This window comes from Paenibacillus glacialis, from assembly GCF_001637205.1.
Classification (GTDB): Bacteria; Bacillota; Bacilli; order Paenibacillales; family Paenibacillaceae; genus Paenibacillus_AQ; species Paenibacillus_AQ glacialis.
On the sequence record NZ_LVJH01000029.1, the window covers coordinates 56,270 to 72,930 of the forward strand.

At 40.9% G+C, this 16,661-nt stretch carries 14 protein-coding genes; all 14 read left to right on the forward strand.

Features of this window, described 5'->3' with window-relative positions; translation table 11 throughout:
- Window positions 1-3 precede the first annotated feature (3 nt).
- The 14 genes from PGLA_RS16265 (at window position 4) to nusA (ending at window position 16,651) form a co-directional block, all read left to right on the forward strand.
- Window positions 4-561: a hypothetical protein gene (locus PGLA_RS16265; protein WP_245700007.1), complete on the forward strand. Its 558-nt coding sequence runs from the start codon at window positions 4-6 to the stop codon at window positions 559-561.
- Window positions 558-1,157, forward strand: coding sequence for a hypothetical protein (locus PGLA_RS16270; RefSeq protein WP_068534615.1), 600 nt, complete (start codon window positions 558-560; stop codon window positions 1,155-1,157). Before PGLA_RS16265 ends, PGLA_RS16270 begins: the two co-directional genes overlap by 4 nt.
- Before the next feature lie 238 nt (window positions 1,158-1,395).
- Window positions 1,396-2,094, forward strand: coding sequence for a 30S ribosomal protein S2 (rpsB, locus tag PGLA_RS16275; RefSeq protein WP_068534617.1), 699 nt, complete (start codon window positions 1,396-1,398; stop codon window positions 2,092-2,094).
- 227 nt (window positions 2,095-2,321) lie between these two features.
- The gene (tsf, locus tag PGLA_RS16280; RefSeq protein WP_068534619.1) at window positions 2,322-2,972 is read left to right on the forward strand and encodes a translation elongation factor Ts; all 651 of its coding nucleotides are present in this window, start codon (window positions 2,322-2,324) and stop codon (window positions 2,970-2,972) included.
- A 168-nt stretch (window positions 2,973-3,140) separates the two neighbouring features.
- Entirely contained in the window at window positions 3,141-3,869 is a 729-nt protein-coding gene (gene pyrH / locus PGLA_RS16285) for a UMP kinase (protein WP_068534625.1), read from the forward strand.
- Window positions 3,869-4,423 (forward strand): ribosome recycling factor, encoded by a 555-nt coding sequence (frr, locus tag PGLA_RS16290; protein WP_068534628.1) that lies wholly within the window; start codon window positions 3,869-3,871, stop codon window positions 4,421-4,423. Before pyrH ends, frr begins: the two co-directional genes overlap by 1 nt.
- A 226-nt stretch (window positions 4,424-4,649) precedes the next feature.
- Window positions 4,650-5,417 (forward strand): undecaprenyl pyrophosphate synthase, encoded by a 768-nt coding sequence (locus PGLA_RS16295; protein WP_068534630.1) that lies wholly within the window; start codon window positions 4,650-4,652, stop codon window positions 5,415-5,417.
- Window positions 5,418-5,439: 22 nt separating this feature from the next.
- Window positions 5,440-6,237: a phosphatidate cytidylyltransferase gene (locus tag PGLA_RS16300; RefSeq protein ID WP_068534632.1), complete on the forward strand. Its 798-nt coding sequence runs from the start codon at window positions 5,440-5,442 to the stop codon at window positions 6,235-6,237.
- 18 nt (window positions 6,238-6,255) lie between these two features.
- On the forward strand, window positions 6,256-7,395 hold the full coding sequence (locus PGLA_RS16305) for a 1-deoxy-D-xylulose-5-phosphate reductoisomerase (RefSeq protein ID WP_068534634.1): 1,140 nt from the start codon (window positions 6,256-6,258) through the stop codon (window positions 7,393-7,395).
- 127 nt (window positions 7,396-7,522) lie between these two features.
- Complete coding sequence (gene rseP / locus PGLA_RS16310) at window positions 7,523-8,794, forward strand: RIP metalloprotease RseP (protein ID WP_068534636.1); 1,272 nt, start codon at window positions 7,523-7,525, stop codon at window positions 8,792-8,794.
- A gap of 155 nt (window positions 8,795-8,949) precedes the next feature.
- On the forward strand, window positions 8,950-10,398 hold the full coding sequence (gene proS, locus PGLA_RS16315) for a proline--tRNA ligase (protein WP_068534639.1): 1,449 nt from the start codon (window positions 8,950-8,952) through the stop codon (window positions 10,396-10,398).
- Window positions 10,399-10,540: 142 nt separating this feature from the next.
- Window positions 10,541-14,854, forward strand: a complete 4,314-nt coding sequence (locus PGLA_RS16320; RefSeq protein ID WP_068534643.1) for a PolC-type DNA polymerase III — start codon at window positions 10,541-10,543, stop codon at window positions 14,852-14,854.
- 201 nt (window positions 14,855-15,055) lie between these two features.
- Complete coding sequence (gene rimP, locus PGLA_RS16325) at window positions 15,056-15,517, forward strand: ribosome maturation factor RimP (protein ID WP_068534645.1); 462 nt, start codon at window positions 15,056-15,058, stop codon at window positions 15,515-15,517.
- Between the two features lie 36 nt (window positions 15,518-15,553).
- Window positions 15,554-16,651, forward strand: a complete 1,098-nt coding sequence (gene nusA / locus PGLA_RS16330; protein ID WP_068534647.1) for a transcription termination factor NusA — start codon at window positions 15,554-15,556, stop codon at window positions 16,649-16,651.
- The last annotated feature ends 10 nt before the right edge of the window (window positions 16,652-16,661 follow it).

The following is a 16,661-nucleotide window of genomic DNA, read 5'->3' on the forward strand; positions in this document are numbered from 1 at the left end:
CTTTTGGAACCATGGATTATAATCGTCATGTTGGGGGCTGCAGCCTTGGTATATGCTGTAATGCTTCCTACGAGACAAGTAGGGAAGATGTCCTCGGAACAAGTGATCAAAGAAGTGGAGTCCACTTTGGAGCAGTATATGGCTGATATAGAAGAGGAAAATGATACATTGGTTGAACTCGTTGGACAAATGAAGAAAGATACTTCGGTTAAACATTTGGCAATGGAAGAGCAACTGAGCGAAATGCGGCAAAGATTACTTCAGGTAGAACAATACTCAGCACAACAAGGCGCTCGTATAACGGATGCAGAAAGTCAAGTTACAGCTTTAGCGGAGGTTCGTAGTGTAGAAGTGTCATCTATAACTGAAGTACCAGTAATTGAGCATGAGCAATCTGATGTGGTGTCTGAACCAGTCAATTCTATCAAGCATCGTTATTCGGAACTGTTCGAACTACACAACCAAGGGAAATCGATTGATATTATTGGCAAATCAGTCGGATTACAGCGTGGTGAAGTTCAGCTTATTCTTCAACTAGCGAAACAGGAGGAGTCTCTGTGATGAAGAATCGTTCATTTATGAGCGGGTTAGGTATAGGACTCATTATAGGAGCCATCCTGCTTCAATTGATGATCATGGGTGAGGGCCAAGACTCACCGATTTCGGATCAATCTGCTGTTCTGACTAGAGAACAGATTGAAGAGAACGCCAAAGCGTTGGATTTAAAAGTGACTGAATCATCTGACGAGAGTACGAAGGATAAAGGGAAGTCGACAGAAGTACCTACGAAGGCGATACCGGCTACAGAACCTGTTCAACCATCATCACCTGCACAACCAGTGAAGAAGAATGAGAGTGATTCTTCTAGTGTTCAGTCAACCAAAGTACAAAGTACCTTACCTACGAAGACGCCAGTAGCTCCTTCAAAGACAGATGATGCTCAAGCGGTAGCCTATAAGATCAAAAAGGGAAGCAACCTGAAAAGTGTTGCAGAGGATCTAGAAAAAATAGGTGTGATTGCAAGCAGTCATCAATTTATTAAACAAGCTGCAGATCAAAAGATAAATAGAAAGATTCGCGATGGGAGTTACACGTTTTATAAAGGTGAAGACATTGAATCTATTATATCCAAAATTAGAATACAATCGTCTCGCTAAGAATAGCAGACGGTTTTTTTGTTGATTACATTTCACATCGTCTTTACTTACAAAAATAAACCATATTTCATGATGAAAAATGGTTGCAACGACTTATAACTTATGGTATATTAATTGTCGGTGTTAAAAACACACGCCAAGTGATCCCTGTAAGGGTGCTTTCTTTTGTTAGAAAGTCTTTAAGGGAGATGACGGTTGGCGGAGGACACAAAAAACCAATCACAGGAGGTGCTTGAAAATGGGAGTAATATCCATGAAACAACTTTTGGAAGCAGGCGTACATTTCGGTCACCAAACTCGCCGCTGGAATCCAAAAATGGACCGTTATATCTTCACGGAGAGAAACGGAATTTACATCATTGACTTGCAAAAAACGGTTAAAAAGGTAGAAGAAGCTTATAACTTCGTGAAAAGTGTTTCCGAAGAGAACGGAACTATTCTGTTCGTAGGAACGAAGAAACAAGCGCAAGATTCCGTGAAAGAAGAAGCTGAACGTTGTGGAATGTTTTACATTAACCAACGTTGGTTGGGCGGAACTCTAACTAACTTCGAAACAATTCAAAAACGTATTTTCCGCTTGAAAGAGCTTGAAAAATGGGAAGAGGACGGCACATTCGCTGTACTACCTAAAAAAGAAGTTATCCTTCTTCGCAAAGAGAAAGATCGTCTTGAGAAATTCCTAGGCGGAATCAAGAATATGAAGGGCCTACCAAGTGCCTTGTTCATCATTGATCCTCGCAAAGAGCGTATCGCGGTTGCAGAAGCTCGTAAATTGGGTATTCCAATCGTAGGTATCGTTGATACTAACTGTGATCCAGACGAAATTGACTATGTTATTCCTGGTAATGACGATGCAATTCGTGCTGTTAAACTATTGACTGGTAAAATGGCTGATGCCATTGTTGAAGCTCAACAAGTTGAAGAACCAACAGCCTAATATAGCTTAGGTAATTCATACTATAAATGAATTAAAATGAAAAGGGTGGTTGGCAGGTGGATAACCTCTCACTGCCCTTTTTTTAAAATATTACGAAAGTATAGGTGTCACCCATACTTTCGTAATGTTTATCACATAAGTTAGATATCGACTCTGCTGAGACGATAATTTCTGCTTGAGCTAATGAATTAAAGGAAGACACAATATCATTTTTGGAGGGAATATAAATGGCAGTTAACGCTAGTGCAGTGAAAGAGCTTCGTGAAAGAACAGGAGCAGGAATGTTGGATTGTAAGAAAGCGCTTGATGAAACAAATGGTGATGTAGAAAAAGCGATCGATTTTCTTCGTGAAAAAGGATTAGCAGCTGCTGCTAATAAAGCAGGACGTGCAGCTACTGAAGGTACTGTTGAATCATACATCCATGCTGGTGGAAAAATTGGTGTGCTTGTAGAAATTAACAGTGAAACTGACTTCGTTGGTAAAACTGAAGAATTTAAGTCGTTTGCTCGTGATATTGCGATGCAAATTGCAGCGGCTAACCCACTTTATGTTCGTCGTGAAGAAGTTCCTCAAGAAGAAGTTGACAGAGAAATGGAAGTTTTAAAATCACAAGCATTAAATGAAGGTAAACCTGAGAAAATCATTGCAAAAATGGTTGAAGGTCGTATCAGCAAGTTCTATGAAGAAATCTGCTTGATGGAACAATCCTTCATTAAAGATCCTGACAAAACGATTTCCATGATGTTGAATGAGAAAATCAGCAAAATTGGTGAGAACATTTCTATTCGTCGTTTTGTTCGTTTTGAACTTGGCGAAGGCTTAGAGAAAAAAGAAGATAACTTCGTAGAAGAAGTAATGGCACAAGTTAAACATTAATAATTATACTCAAAAATAGTGTTATAATAATAGACATAAAGAAGAGTGGGACACAATGTGTTCCTTCTTTTTTAACATATAAGAAGTATTTACGCTTCTTATTTCTTGGATATAGACATAAAAACTGGCGCGGACTTATTAGCGCCTTCTCAAAGTGGAGGGTTAACATTGGAACAGCCAGTATTTAAAAGAGTGGTCTTGAAAGTCAGTGGTGAATCCCTCTCGGGGCAAACGGGTTATGGTATCGATGCTGATACCATCGCATCGATCGCAGTACAAGTTAAAGAAGTAGTGGAACTTGGTGTTGAAGTAGCCATCGTATGTGGTGGTGGTAATATCTGGCGCGGAATCGCTGGTAGCGCAAATGGTTTTGACCGTGCTACTGCCGATTATATGGGGATGCTGGCAACAGTAATGAACTCGCTCGCATTACAGGATGCATTAGAACAAATTGATGTGCCTACAAGAGTTCAGACATCGATTGCGATGCAACAGATAGCCGAACCTTATATCCGACGCAGAGCTATACGTCATCTTGAAAAAGGTCGCGTCGTTATCTTTGCTGCTGGTACAGGTAATCCGTACTTCTCAACTGACACAACAGCTGCTTTACGCGCTGCGGAGATTGAAGCTGAAGTGATCTTGATGGCGAAGAACAAAGTGGATGGCGTGTATTCTGCAGATCCTTTTAAAGACGAAACAGCTGAGAAATATGAACAGTTGACTTACATGGAAGTGCTTAACAAGAATTTAGGCGTGATGGATTCTACGGCATCATCCTTGTGTATGGATAATAATATCCCACTCATCGTATTTGCAATCACGGAACTAGGAAACATTAAACGTGTTGTATTGGGTGAGAAAATTGGAACGATTGTTAAAGGGAGTGTAGACTAATGCCACAAGCTATTAGGAAAAGTGCTGAAGAACGTATGGAAAAAGCGATTCTTGCTTTGAAACGTGATCTTGCTTCATTGCGTGCAGGTCGTGCGGCACCTGCTCTTCTTGATCGAATTCAAGTCGAGTATTATGGAGCACCGACACCACTCAGTCAATTAGCTAACATTAACACGCCGGATTCTCGTACGCTGATGATTCAGCCTTGGGACAAATCTTCGTTACAAGAGATTGAAAGAGCGATTTCAAAGTCGGACATTGGAATTACACCTTCCAATGACGGGACTATGATTCGTTTGACAATACCTGCTCTTACTGAAGAACGTCGGGTTGAATTGGTTAAGACAACTAAAAAATTCGGTGAAGAAGCGAAAATTGCTATCCGTAATATTCGCCGTGATGCGAATGATGACATTAAGAAATTGGAAAAAACAGATATTACTGAAGATGAATCCCACAAACATCAAGAAGATATTCAAAAGATGACGGATAAATATAGTGCCGAAGTCGACAAGGTTCTCTTGGTGAAAGAAAAAGAGATCATGGACGTATAAGAGACTTATGGCCCCTCCTTTTATGGTGGGGTTTGTCTCTTTTTTAAATATAAGAAAGTATAAGTTTCACTTGATACTCTATTTCTTATATTTTCGAAGAGACGGATACCCGTCCCTAAGGAGATGGTGTAGCCGTTTCTTCTTGAACAGAAGGAATTCTCTTATCCATGTAGGTGTGGTGTGAATATCAGTTTCAACTTGCAGAAAGTGGCTTGGAGGAAATGGAATGATCAAACGAATTCGATCATGGTGGATGCAAAAAGACAGTCCGAAGCCGATGGACATTACTAAGGATAATATTCCTGAACATGTTGCGATCATTATGGATGGAAACGGACGTTGGGCGAAACGTCTTGGATTACCCCGAATTGTTGGACACCATAACGGAATGAAAGCTGTTAAGCGTGCAACAATTGCTGCAGATGAGCTTGGGATCAAATATTTAACGATGTACACCTTCTCGACTGAGAACTGGAAACGTCCTAAAGATGAAGTTGATTTCCTTATGCGACTTCCCCAAGAATTTCTCGCGATTGAGTTGGACGAATTAATTGAACGAAACGTACAGATTCGTATGATGGGCGATAAAGAAGGATTACCTAGCCATACTTTAAAAGCTATGGAAGATGCGGTGCAACTTACAGCTGGTAATGATGGTCTTGTGCTCAATTTTGCATTGAACTATGGTGGTCGTAAAGAAATAACGGATGGTATGATATTACTCGGGCAAGAGATTGAAGCGGGTAGATTGAAAGCAGAGGATATTACTCCTACTTTGATTGAAAATCATTTGAAGACCTATGGTCTACCCGATCCAGACTTATTGATCCGTACAAGCGGTGAAATGAGAATTAGCAACTTTATGCTATGGCAGTTGGCTTATAGCGAATTGTGGTTCACCGATATATACTGGCCTGAGTTTAATGAGGATCATTTACATGATGCTGTCGCTGAATATCAGCGTAGAACAAGACGATACGGTGGGCTGTCATAACTCAAGTAGAGGATGAAGATCGTTGAAACAACGACTTATTACCGGAATTATTGCTGGAGCTATTTTTCTAGGATTTTGTGTGATTGGTGACATGTCATTTCATCTACTTGTACTTGCCATGTCTCTAGTAGGTTATTATGAATTTGTAAAAATGATCAAAGTGCGTCCATTTAGCGGAATAGCATCGCTTGGATTTATTGGTGTGTTCATGATCATGTTCCCTTGGAAACTTTTGAATATAACGTATACTCCAAATGGGGAAATGATATGGCTTCTCCTCTTTCTGTTGATGACGATGACGGTGCTTACCAAAAATCGCATTAGTATTAAGCAGGTGTCATTGCTTTTATTGGGTGTATTATATATTGGTGTTGGATTTTATTACATCGCAGAGTCACGGCACGCTCCTGATGGGAACGGGCTGTTCTGGACTTTTCTATTGCTTTCTTCGATTTGGGCAAGTGATGCGGGTGCCTATTTTGTTGGTAAACAATGGGGAAGTCATAAGTTGTGGCCAGCTATTAGCCCCAACAAGACAGTTGAAGGTGCGGTTGGTGGTGTTGTAATTGCTATCCTTACCGCTGTTATATTTGCTATTTCTTCAGGAGATTTACTCGGTTTGGGTAGAGCTTGCCTTATTGGACTTACGTGCGCGCTCGTTGGACAACTTGGAGATCTTATGCAGTCGGCTTACAAACGAGTGTATAATATAAAGGATTCAGGTAAGCTATTGCCAGGGCATGGTGGGATATTAGATCGTTGTGATAGTTGGATTATTGTTTTCCCTTTTGTACATATCGTGATGCTATTGCCTTACTAACACGAGAGAAGGTGCATTATGAAAAAAATTAGTATTCTTGGTTCTACGGGATCGATAGGAACTCAGACATTGGACGTGGTGTCTACTCATAGAGATCAATTTCAAGTCGAAGGTCTTGCAGCCGGTACGAATGCGGAATTGTTGATTCGTCAGGTACATGAGTTTAAACCAAAGAAAGTATCCATTGCTACGAAAGAATTAGCTGAGCAAATCAAGCCACATCTTCCATCTACTACTCAAGTGTTTTATGGAGATGCCGGTCTTGTTGAAGTTGCAGCTGGTACAGATGCTGAAATGGTCGTTACTGCAGTGATGGGAAGTGTAGGGTTACAGTCTACATTGGCCGCGATAGAAGCAGGTAAGCATATTGGACTGGCTAACAAGGAAACCTTGGTGACTGCCGGTCACTTAGTGACTTCACTTGCACTTGAAAAGGGCGTGAATTTGTTCCCGATCGATAGTGAGCACTCTGCTATTTTCCAATGTATGAATGGTGAAAGAAGATCGGATGTTGCTGGGATTACCATTACGGCATCTGGAGGGTCATTTCGAGATCTATCAAGAGAACAATTAAAGGATGTTACGGTTGAAGATGCGTTAAAGCACCCAAATTGGTCCATGGGATCGAAGATTACAATTGACTCAGCAACGATGGTTAATAAGGGACTCGAGGTGATCGAGGCACATTGGCTTTTCAATTTACCGTATGATCAGATTAATGTGATTCTTCACCCAGAGAGTATCGTCCATTCTTTTGTGGAATTCTGTGATAGTAGTATTATTGCCCAACTAGGAAATCCAGATATGAGGGTTCCTATTCAATATGCTTTAACTTATCCAGAACGTTGGACATCGCCAACACGTAGTTTGTCTCTTTCTGAAGTGGGTAACCTTCATTTTAAAGAGATGGATTATGTGAGATTCCCTTGTCTTCGTCTTGCATTTGAGTGTGGCAGAATGGGTGGCACAGCAACAACGGCCTTTAACGCTGCGAATGAGATTGCCGTGGCAAGGTTTTTACAGAGAGAGATATCATTTCTGCATATTGAAGAGATTATTGAAAAAGTACTTGAACAGCATAATAATATTTCCATTCCTGATTTGGGTTCTATTGAAGAGTGTGATCGACGTTCGCGTGACCTGGCACTAAGAATTTGATAGAATTTACCATCTTCTCTTTTTGAAAAAATTGCTACAAAAGTGATTCTCTTGTGTTGGGTCGGAGAATAATGATAATCTATAGGGACATACTTCGATCTTAGACAATAAAGGGGGATGAGATGCTTTGGAAATGGTTCAGGTTGTTTTTCTGACAGTATTAATGTTTTTTGTTATTGTGACGGTACATGAATGGGGACATTACTATTTTGCCAAACGTGCCGGCATATTGGTTCGAGAATTTGCTATCGGTTTCGGTCCGAAACTGTTCTCCTATAAACGTCATGAAACTCAGTTTACGCTTCGGTTACTACCTTTTGGTGGTTATGCACGTATGGCCGGTGAAGATCCTGAAATTGTGGAAATTCAGGTGGGACAGACGATTGCTGTTCGCATAGCGAATGACGAAGTGAAGAAGATCTATCTAGATCAGCTAGATAACCGGAAAAATGTGATACGTGGTGAAGTAGAATCCATTGATCTGGATGTAGCTCTAACTTTAAGACTAAACGTGGATGAGGATGTTCAACAATATCGTGTTCATCCCCAAGCAATGATGGTTACTAAAGGAAAAGAGACACAGATTGCTCCTAAAAATCGTCAATTTGGTAGCAAGACGGTAGGTCAACGTGCGTTGTCTATCTTTGCAGGACCTGTGATGAACTTCATTCTTGCATTTGTATTGTTCGCAATACATACCCAGATGGCCGGGATTCCTTTGGATAACCCAACGTATGTCCAGATTGGTGATGTATCGGAAGGCATGCCAGCTTCTGATGCCAATTTGAAAAAAGGGGATATCGTTGATTCCATCAATGGTACGATGATTGGTGCCGATTATAAGAAGATGATTGAATTAACGGCAAAATCCCAAGGGAAACCCATGGAATGGACGATTCGTCGAGGCGAAGAAACATTTAATGTAACTCTTACGCCAGTCAAGATGGAAGGACAAGAAGGTGGTAAAGTTGGTATTACACCTGAACTCCCATCTCGTAAAGCTACTTTTGGGGAGACCATTGTCAATTCAGGGAAAACGATGGTGAGTACTACTGAAATGATCTTTAAAGGATTCAGTCAATTAATTAATCAATTCTCTATGGATGATCTCGGAGGTCCTGTACGTACATTTGAGGTAACAGGTCAGATTGCGAAGCAAGGCATTGAGCAACTTACCTATTGGGCTGCGATATTAAGTCTTTACTTGGGGATTTTCAATCTGTTCCCTATTCCGGCACTTGATGGTAGCCGACTTGTATTTCTCGGTATTGAGTGGATACGTGGTAAACCGATTGATCCGAATCGTGAAGGAATGGTTCATTTTGTTGGTTTTGCGATGTTATTCCTACTTATGATCGCTGTTACTTATAATGATATTTTAAGATTGATTAATGGTTAGTACGTTAGAAAACTAAAGTCTATGCTTCCGAAGCAAGTTTTTCCGAAGTATAGCATGAAGTAACGCTCAAAAACTTTGATTATGCTTCCGATGTGAATTTTTCAGAAGCATAACATGGGGTATTACAGAAAAATTTTAGGAGGAAATTCATCCTTATGTCAAAAGATAAGCAGTTCGTGACAGAGATTACACCACAAGGAGAAGACTTCTCCCGTTGGTATATAGATGTGATTAAAAAAGCCGAGTTAATGGATTATTCGCCAGTTCGGGGGTGTATCGTATTCCGTCCGGATGGATATGAAATTTGGGAGCACATTCAGGCGGAAATGGATCGTCGCTTTAAGGAAACGGGACATCGTAATGCTTATTTCCCGCTCTTAATTCCTGAGAGTTTCTTCCAAAAGGAAAAGGATCATATCGAAGGATTTAATCCAGAGCTGCCATGGGTAACTGAAGCTGCAGGTGAGAAGCTCGAAGAACGTCTCGCGATCCGCCCAACATCTGAAACGATGTTTGGTCATATGTACTCCAAATGGATCAAATCTTACCGTGACTTACCTGTGTTGATAAATCAGTGGGCAAACGTCGTACGTTGGGAGAAGCGGACGTTACCGTTCATTAGAACAACTGAGTTTTTATGGCAAGAAGGTCATACGGCTCACGAGACTGAAGTAGAAGCACGTGAAGAAACGATGAAAATGTTAGAGCTTTATCGATCTTTCTTGGAGGAATATCTTGCGATCCCAGTCATTACAGGACAGAAAACACCTTCGGAACGATTTGCCGGAGCTGTGGATACATTCTCCATTGAAGCAATGATGAAAGATGGAAAGGCAGTACAAGCTGGTACATCGCATTATCTAGGAACGAAATTTGCGGAAGCGTTCGAAATACAATATTTAAGTCGTGAGAATACACAGGAGTATGTACACACGACATCATGGGGAACGACTACTAGATTGATTGGTTCGTTAATCATGGTACACGGAGATGATCGTGGTCTTGCTCTACCTCCGAAAGTTGCTCCTACACAAGTTATCATGGTTCCTATTGGACCACCTAAGACTCGTGAAGCAGTGGTTGGACGTACAGATGAATTGTTTGTTGAACTGAAGAAAGCTGGAGTTCGAGTTAAGGTCGATGACCGTAGTGATGTATCTCCAGGTTGGAAGTTTAATGAATATGAAATGCGTGGTGTTCCTGTACGATTGGAGCTTGGCCCTCGTGACATGGAGAATGGCGTCTGTGTGCTAGTATCACGTATTACAGGTGAGAAGAAGATTGTTCAACAGGATAATCTGATCGAAGAAGTAAAGGCAATGCTTGAACAAGTACATCAAGAGATGTTAGACCGTGCGAAGCAATTTATGAGCGATCATTTCTACTCAGTGGACAACCTTGAAGAAATGAAGATGAGAATGGAAGAATCTCGTGGGTTCACATTAGCTGGATGGTGCGGTACAGTGGAATGTGAGCGTAAGGTGAAGGAAGAGACCGGAGCAACGAGTCGTAATATTCCATTGGAACCTGCTGAAACGAAAGAAACTTGTATCGTCTGTGGAGAGGCGTCCAAACATACAGTTGTATTTGCTAGAGCGTACTAAGAGTCAATAGAGTTCTAAGATAGTTAAGTGGAAGAGCTTCTGGCAGAAATGAGTCGGTGGGTAAGAGATCGAGAGCATTTTTGTACACAGAAGCTCTTCGCTTTTTAATAGTTAAGGCTAGGTGGTCAAGGGGGAAGAAAAGATGAGCACTGTGGAAGAGAAAAGAGCAAGATTTGAGCTTCTGATGAAACAAGGCACAGTTCCACCCACTCTAATCGATCCTCATTTTTTGGATGGATATATTGAAAAGGTTGAGATTAGCCGTAGTAACCAAGAATGGGTCATTAGTATTGTTAAGGATACGATTGTTCCTGGTGAAGTGTATCGTTCATTTTGTCTCAGAATTCAAGAAAAGATGCAACATATAGCTAAAATTTCATTTGTTTTCAAATATACGGATGCTGTATTAGCAGAAGATATTGTGAATACTTATTGGAGTTTGTTTAAAGAGTGGGTACAGAGGGAGATTCCTTCAGTCAATGGATGGATGGCGAGAGCGTCATATGAAATTGAGGGTGAGAAGTTACTCTTAAAATTGACGGATGCTACTTCAATGGAACTAGCTAAGAAGAAACAAATCGACCAAGCCATTACTCGCTTCTTTACTCACTACTTTGCTCTTCCCCTTCACGTTAAATTAGGTGTTGGAGATAGCGGAAAAGAAGCGATTGAGGAATTTGAACAGAAGAAGATTCAAGAAGAGCGGGAAGTTGTTCAGCATATGATGAGCAGCATCGAGGCTGAGAGTAATTTCGATGAGGATGCTGGAGATGTCCGTCTTCATATGGGATATGATATCAAAGACCAGCCGATTCCTATTCAAGATATTCAGGATGAAGAGAAAAAGGTTACGATTCAGGGAGCCGTGTTTGGTCTTGATAGTAAAGAGTTACGAAATGGTATGACGTTATTTATGTTTAACGTGACTGATTTCGGTGATTCGATGCAAATGAAGATGTTTGCCAAAACAAAAGATGATGTCAAAGTGTTAAACCAACTGGAAAACGGCAAATGGATAAAAGTTCGTGGTAGGGTAGAATACGATCGTTTCATGCAAATTCCTGAATTAGTTATGATGCCTACTGATTTGAATGAGGTAGTAGCACCTGCTGAACGTAAAGATAACGCGCCTGTGAAGCGGGTAGAATTTCATTTGCATACTACGATGAGTACGATGGATGCCATCACGCCTATCGATAAATATATTAAGACGGCAGCTAGATGGGGACATACTGCGATTGCAATTAGCGATCATGGTGGTGTGCAAAGTTACCCTGAAGCAGCCAAAGCAGCGAAAAAGAATGGACTAAAAATGTTATATGGTGTAGAAGCCAATGTCGTGAATGATTCTATTCCTGTGGTGTTACAGCCACAGCCGATTGATCTTAGTAGTGCAACATACATTGTTTTTGATATTGAGACTACAGGGTTATCAGTAACAGCTAGTAATATTACAGAGCTTGCTGCAGTGAAAATAAAAGATGGCAAGGAAATTGACCGCTACGCCACGTTTGTCAATCCACATGAGAAAATTCCTTATCATATTCAACAGTTAACGAATATTACGGATGAAATGGTTAAGGATGCTCCGGATCTAGAACCCGTATTACATGATTTCGTAAAATTCGCTGAAGATGGCATTTTGGTAGCTCACAACGCAAGATTTGATGTTGGTTTTATTCAAGCCTCATTGAAAGAATATGGATTACCGATCATGCCAAATCCAGTGTTGGATACCCTTGAATTAGCTCGCCTACTCTATCCAGGTATGAAAAATCATAGGCTTAATACGTTGGCAACGAAGTATAAAGTGTTGCTAGAAAGTCATCACCGAGCCATTGACGATACGATCGCATTGGCGGGTATTTTAAGTGGCCTTCTTTCTGACGTATTGAAAATGAAGAACATTACTATGCTTGATCGGCTAAATGATTATGTTGGCGTAGACTTGTCCAACACTCGTCCATTTCATTGTGGGATATATGCTTTGAATTTGATAGGTAAGAAGAATCTATTTAAGTTAATTTCTTTATCCAACACTGAATACTTTAAGCGAGTACCTTGCATACCCAAATCTAAACTTGAGGAAATGCGTGAAGGATTGCTTGTGATCTCAGGTTGTGAGAAGGGTGAATTCTTCGAAGCGGTCTTAAATAAGTCCGTAGAAGAGGCAGAGGATATTGCGCAGTTCTATGATATTCTCGAGATTCAACCCTTGACCATGTACATGCATTTAGTTGATAAAGGTTTAGTTGCTAGCCCGCTTGAATTAAAGACGGCTGTGAAGCGAATATGCGAGATAGGCGAGAAATTAAGCAAACCAGTCATCGCAACAGGGAATGTACATTATCTTGAACCTCGGGAGAAGCTGTTCCGCGATATTGCTATTAATGGGATTACAGGCTTTAGTCCTTTGAAGGATATGCAGAAACCAGATGCACATTTTCGTACGACGGATGAAATGATCGCGGAATTCGACTTCTTAGGTAAAGAAAAAGCGAATGAAGTAGTGGTGACCAATACCATTGAACTTGCTGATCGATTTGAAGATTATCCTCTTTTCCCAACAAAGCTCTATACTCCTATCATAGAAGGTGCTGACGAAGAGATTCGGAACACCTGTTATGATACGGCTAAGGGTTTATATGGGGAAGATTTACCTGATGTTGTGATAAAGCGACTTGAGAAAGAATTAGAGCCAATTATCAAATACGGATTCTCAGCCAACTATTTAATATCTGAACGTCTAGTGAAGAAATCCAACAGGGATGGTTATTTGGTTGGTTCACGTGGATCTGTAGGGTCATCCGTCGTTGCGACTTTTTTAGGAATATCTGAAGTTAATCCGTTACCAGCTCATTACGTTTGTAAAAACGCTGAATGTAAATATAATGAATGGTTTCTTGATGGTAGCATTCCGAGTGGGTTTGACCTTCCTGAGAAAACTTGTCCACAATGTGGGGGGAGGTTGACTGGTGAGGGGCAGGATATTCCCTTTGAGACCTTTCTAGGATTTAAAGGAGATAAAGTACCCGATATCGACCTTAACTTTTCTGGGGAATATCAGCCGATAGCTCATAATTATACGAAAGAGATTTTTGGAGAGAAATGTGTATTCCGCGCAGGTACCATTGGGACCATCGCAGAGAAAACAGCTTTTGGGTATACCAAAAAGTATGAAGAAGAACATCAGAAGCAATGGCGAGGAGCCGAGGTGAGTCGTCTTGCGGCTGGTTTTACAGGTGTTAAAAGAGGTACGGGACAGCATCCAGGTGGTATTGTGGTAGTACCTGATTACATGGATGTTGAAGATATCACACCGATTCAGTACCCAGCAGATGATCAAGGCGCTGAATGGAAGACGACTCACTTTGATTATCATGCCTTTGAGAATAACTTACTCAAACTTGATATTCTAGGTCACGATGACCCAACGATGATGCGTATGTTACAAGATTTAACGGGTGTTGATCCAACTACGATACCTATGAATGATCCTAAAGTAATGAGTTTATTTAACTCTACAGAAGCGCTAGGGGTTACACCACAACAGATAAGAACGCCAGTGGCTACTTACGGTGTACCTGAAATGGGAACTAAATTTGTTCGTCAAATGTTAATCGAGTCGTTACCGACATCCTTCGCCGATTTATTGCAGATTTCGGGATTGTCTCATGGAACTGGCGTATGGCTAGGAAATGCACAAGATTTAATCAAGAATGGGACATGTAATATTAAGACGGTGATCGGTTGTCGTGATGATATCATGCTCTATCTGATTTATAAAGCGGGTATGGATGCAGGCTTGGCTTTTACGATTACGGAGAGTGTTCGTAAAGGAAAGGGTCTTAACTCTGAATGGATTGATGAGATGAAGAAATGCAAAGTACCCGCTTGGTATATTGATTCGTGTCTCAAAATTCAATACATGTTTCCAAAGGCACATGCTGCTGCCTACGTTATATCTGCAGTTCGTACAGCTTATTTCAAATTATATTATCCTATTGCATATTACGCGACATACTTTACCGTTCGGGCTGAGGATTTTGATATTGAACTTTGCTGTCAAGGATATGAAGCCATAGGTCGTCAGATTGTGGAAATTGAACAGAAAGGTTTCCAAGCAACGACTAAGGAGAAGGGTATGTTAGCTATTCTTGAAATGGCTTTGGAGATGACAGCACGTGGCTTCAGTTTCAAGACGATTGATCTTTACCGTTCAGATGCGACGAAGTTTACGATAGATGCTGATTCCCTTATCCCACCGTTCTCTGCAATGCAGGGGATTGGTGACAATGCCGCTCGTAATATTGCAGCAGCACGTGAAGATGGAGAATACTTATCGATTGAGGACTTCCAGCAGAAATCCAAAGCAAGTAAGACGATAGTTGAGGTGCTCACACAGATGGGATGCTTCAGAGGGTTACCAGAAAGCAACCAATTGTCTTTGTTTTAAATGGGGATGATCACCTGTTATATATGAGCTTTCTCTGGTTTGGTCAAGGGGGAGTCAAGGACTGATACTTGTCAGTGTTGCCAGACTATGTTATAATTTTCTTTAGTAATCATGGAGATAAAACCGTTGTGTAAAGAGTGGGGCAACCCACTCTTTACTCTTTGGTATATAGGATAATGAAAGTCTTGGAGGTTATAGTCTTTGAGCACACCTAAGATAAAAAGTATCGTAGAAGAAATGGTCCAACCTTATATGGATGAGCATAACTTCGAACTTGTTGATGTGGAATACGTTAAAGAAGGAAGTAATTGGTTTTTGCGTATTTATGTTGATAAAGAAGGCGGTATTGATATTGATGACTGCGGTTTGATTAGTGAATATATGAGCCAGCAGCTGGATCTTAACGATCCAATTACTGATGTTTACTTCCTGGAAGTATCGTCTCCTGGTGCGGAGCGACCATTAAAGAAAAGTACCGATGTCACCAAAGCCGTTGGTAAAGATGTGTTTGTTACTGTATACGAAGCACTGGACGGTCTCAAAGAATTTGAAGGCCGGCTTCTTTCGTTTGAGGACGATATACTTGTCATTGTAATAGGTAAGAAGCAGTACAGTATTCCGTATGCCAAGGTAGCAAGTGCTAGATTAACGATCATTTTTTAAGGAACAAGGATGAAGAAAGGGGGGAACTGAATTCCAATGAGTATGGATTTTATTGAAGCAATGAATGAATTGGAACGAGAAAAAGGGATCAGTAAAGAAATATTATTTGAAGCGATTGAAGCGGCGTTAATCTCAAGCTACAAGCGTAATTTTAATACGGCCCAAAATGTAAGAGTAGACATGAATCGCAATACGGGGGTAATTAAAGTTTATGCCCGTAAACTGATTGTGGAAGAAGTGTTGGACCCACGGATGGAGATCTCACTTCCCGCAGCACGAGAAATAAATCCTCATTTTCAATTGGAGGATATTGCAGAGATTGAGGTTACTCCACGTGACTTCGGTCGGATTGCTGCACAAACAGCGAAACAAGTTGTTACACAACGTATTCGTGAAGCAGAGCGTGGGCTGATCTATAACGCTTATGTGGATAAAGAGGAAGATATTGTAACCGGAACGGTACAACGTCAGGATCCCCGTAACGTTTACATTGACTTAGGTAAAGTTGAAGCATTGCTTCCTTTGAATGAGCTTATGCCTAACGAGAAGTTTAAACATGGCGAGCGGACAAAAGCCTATATCACAAAAGTTGAGAATACGACTAAGGGTCCGCAAATTATGTTATCGCGTACTCATCCAGGCTTACTTAAACGTCTATTTGAATTGGAAGTTCCTGAAATCTTTGACGGAGTTGTTGAGATTCGTTCCGTTGCACGTGAAGCAGGTTTCCGTTCGAAGATCGCTGTTTATTCACGTAACGATGAGGTGGATCCGGTAGGTTCTTGTGTTGGACCTAAGGGAGTTCGGGTACAGACTATTGTTAGTGAACTACGCGGAGAGAAGATTGATATTGTACGGTATTCCGATAAGGTTGAAGAATACGTTGCAAATGCTCTTAGTCCTTCCAAGGTCCTAGAAGTCGAAGTGTTTGAGAATGAGAAGATGGCTCGAGTGATTGTGCCAGATTATCAATTATCTCTTGCTATTGGTATTAAAGGACAGAATGCAAGGCTTGCTGCTAAATTGACTGGCTGGAAAATTGATATCAAGAGTGAGACTCAAGCGGAACAGGAATTCGGTAGACCGAAAACATTCTCTGATGAGATGCCTCAAGATTCTGTCTCCGTCGATTAAGTTCGTAAAA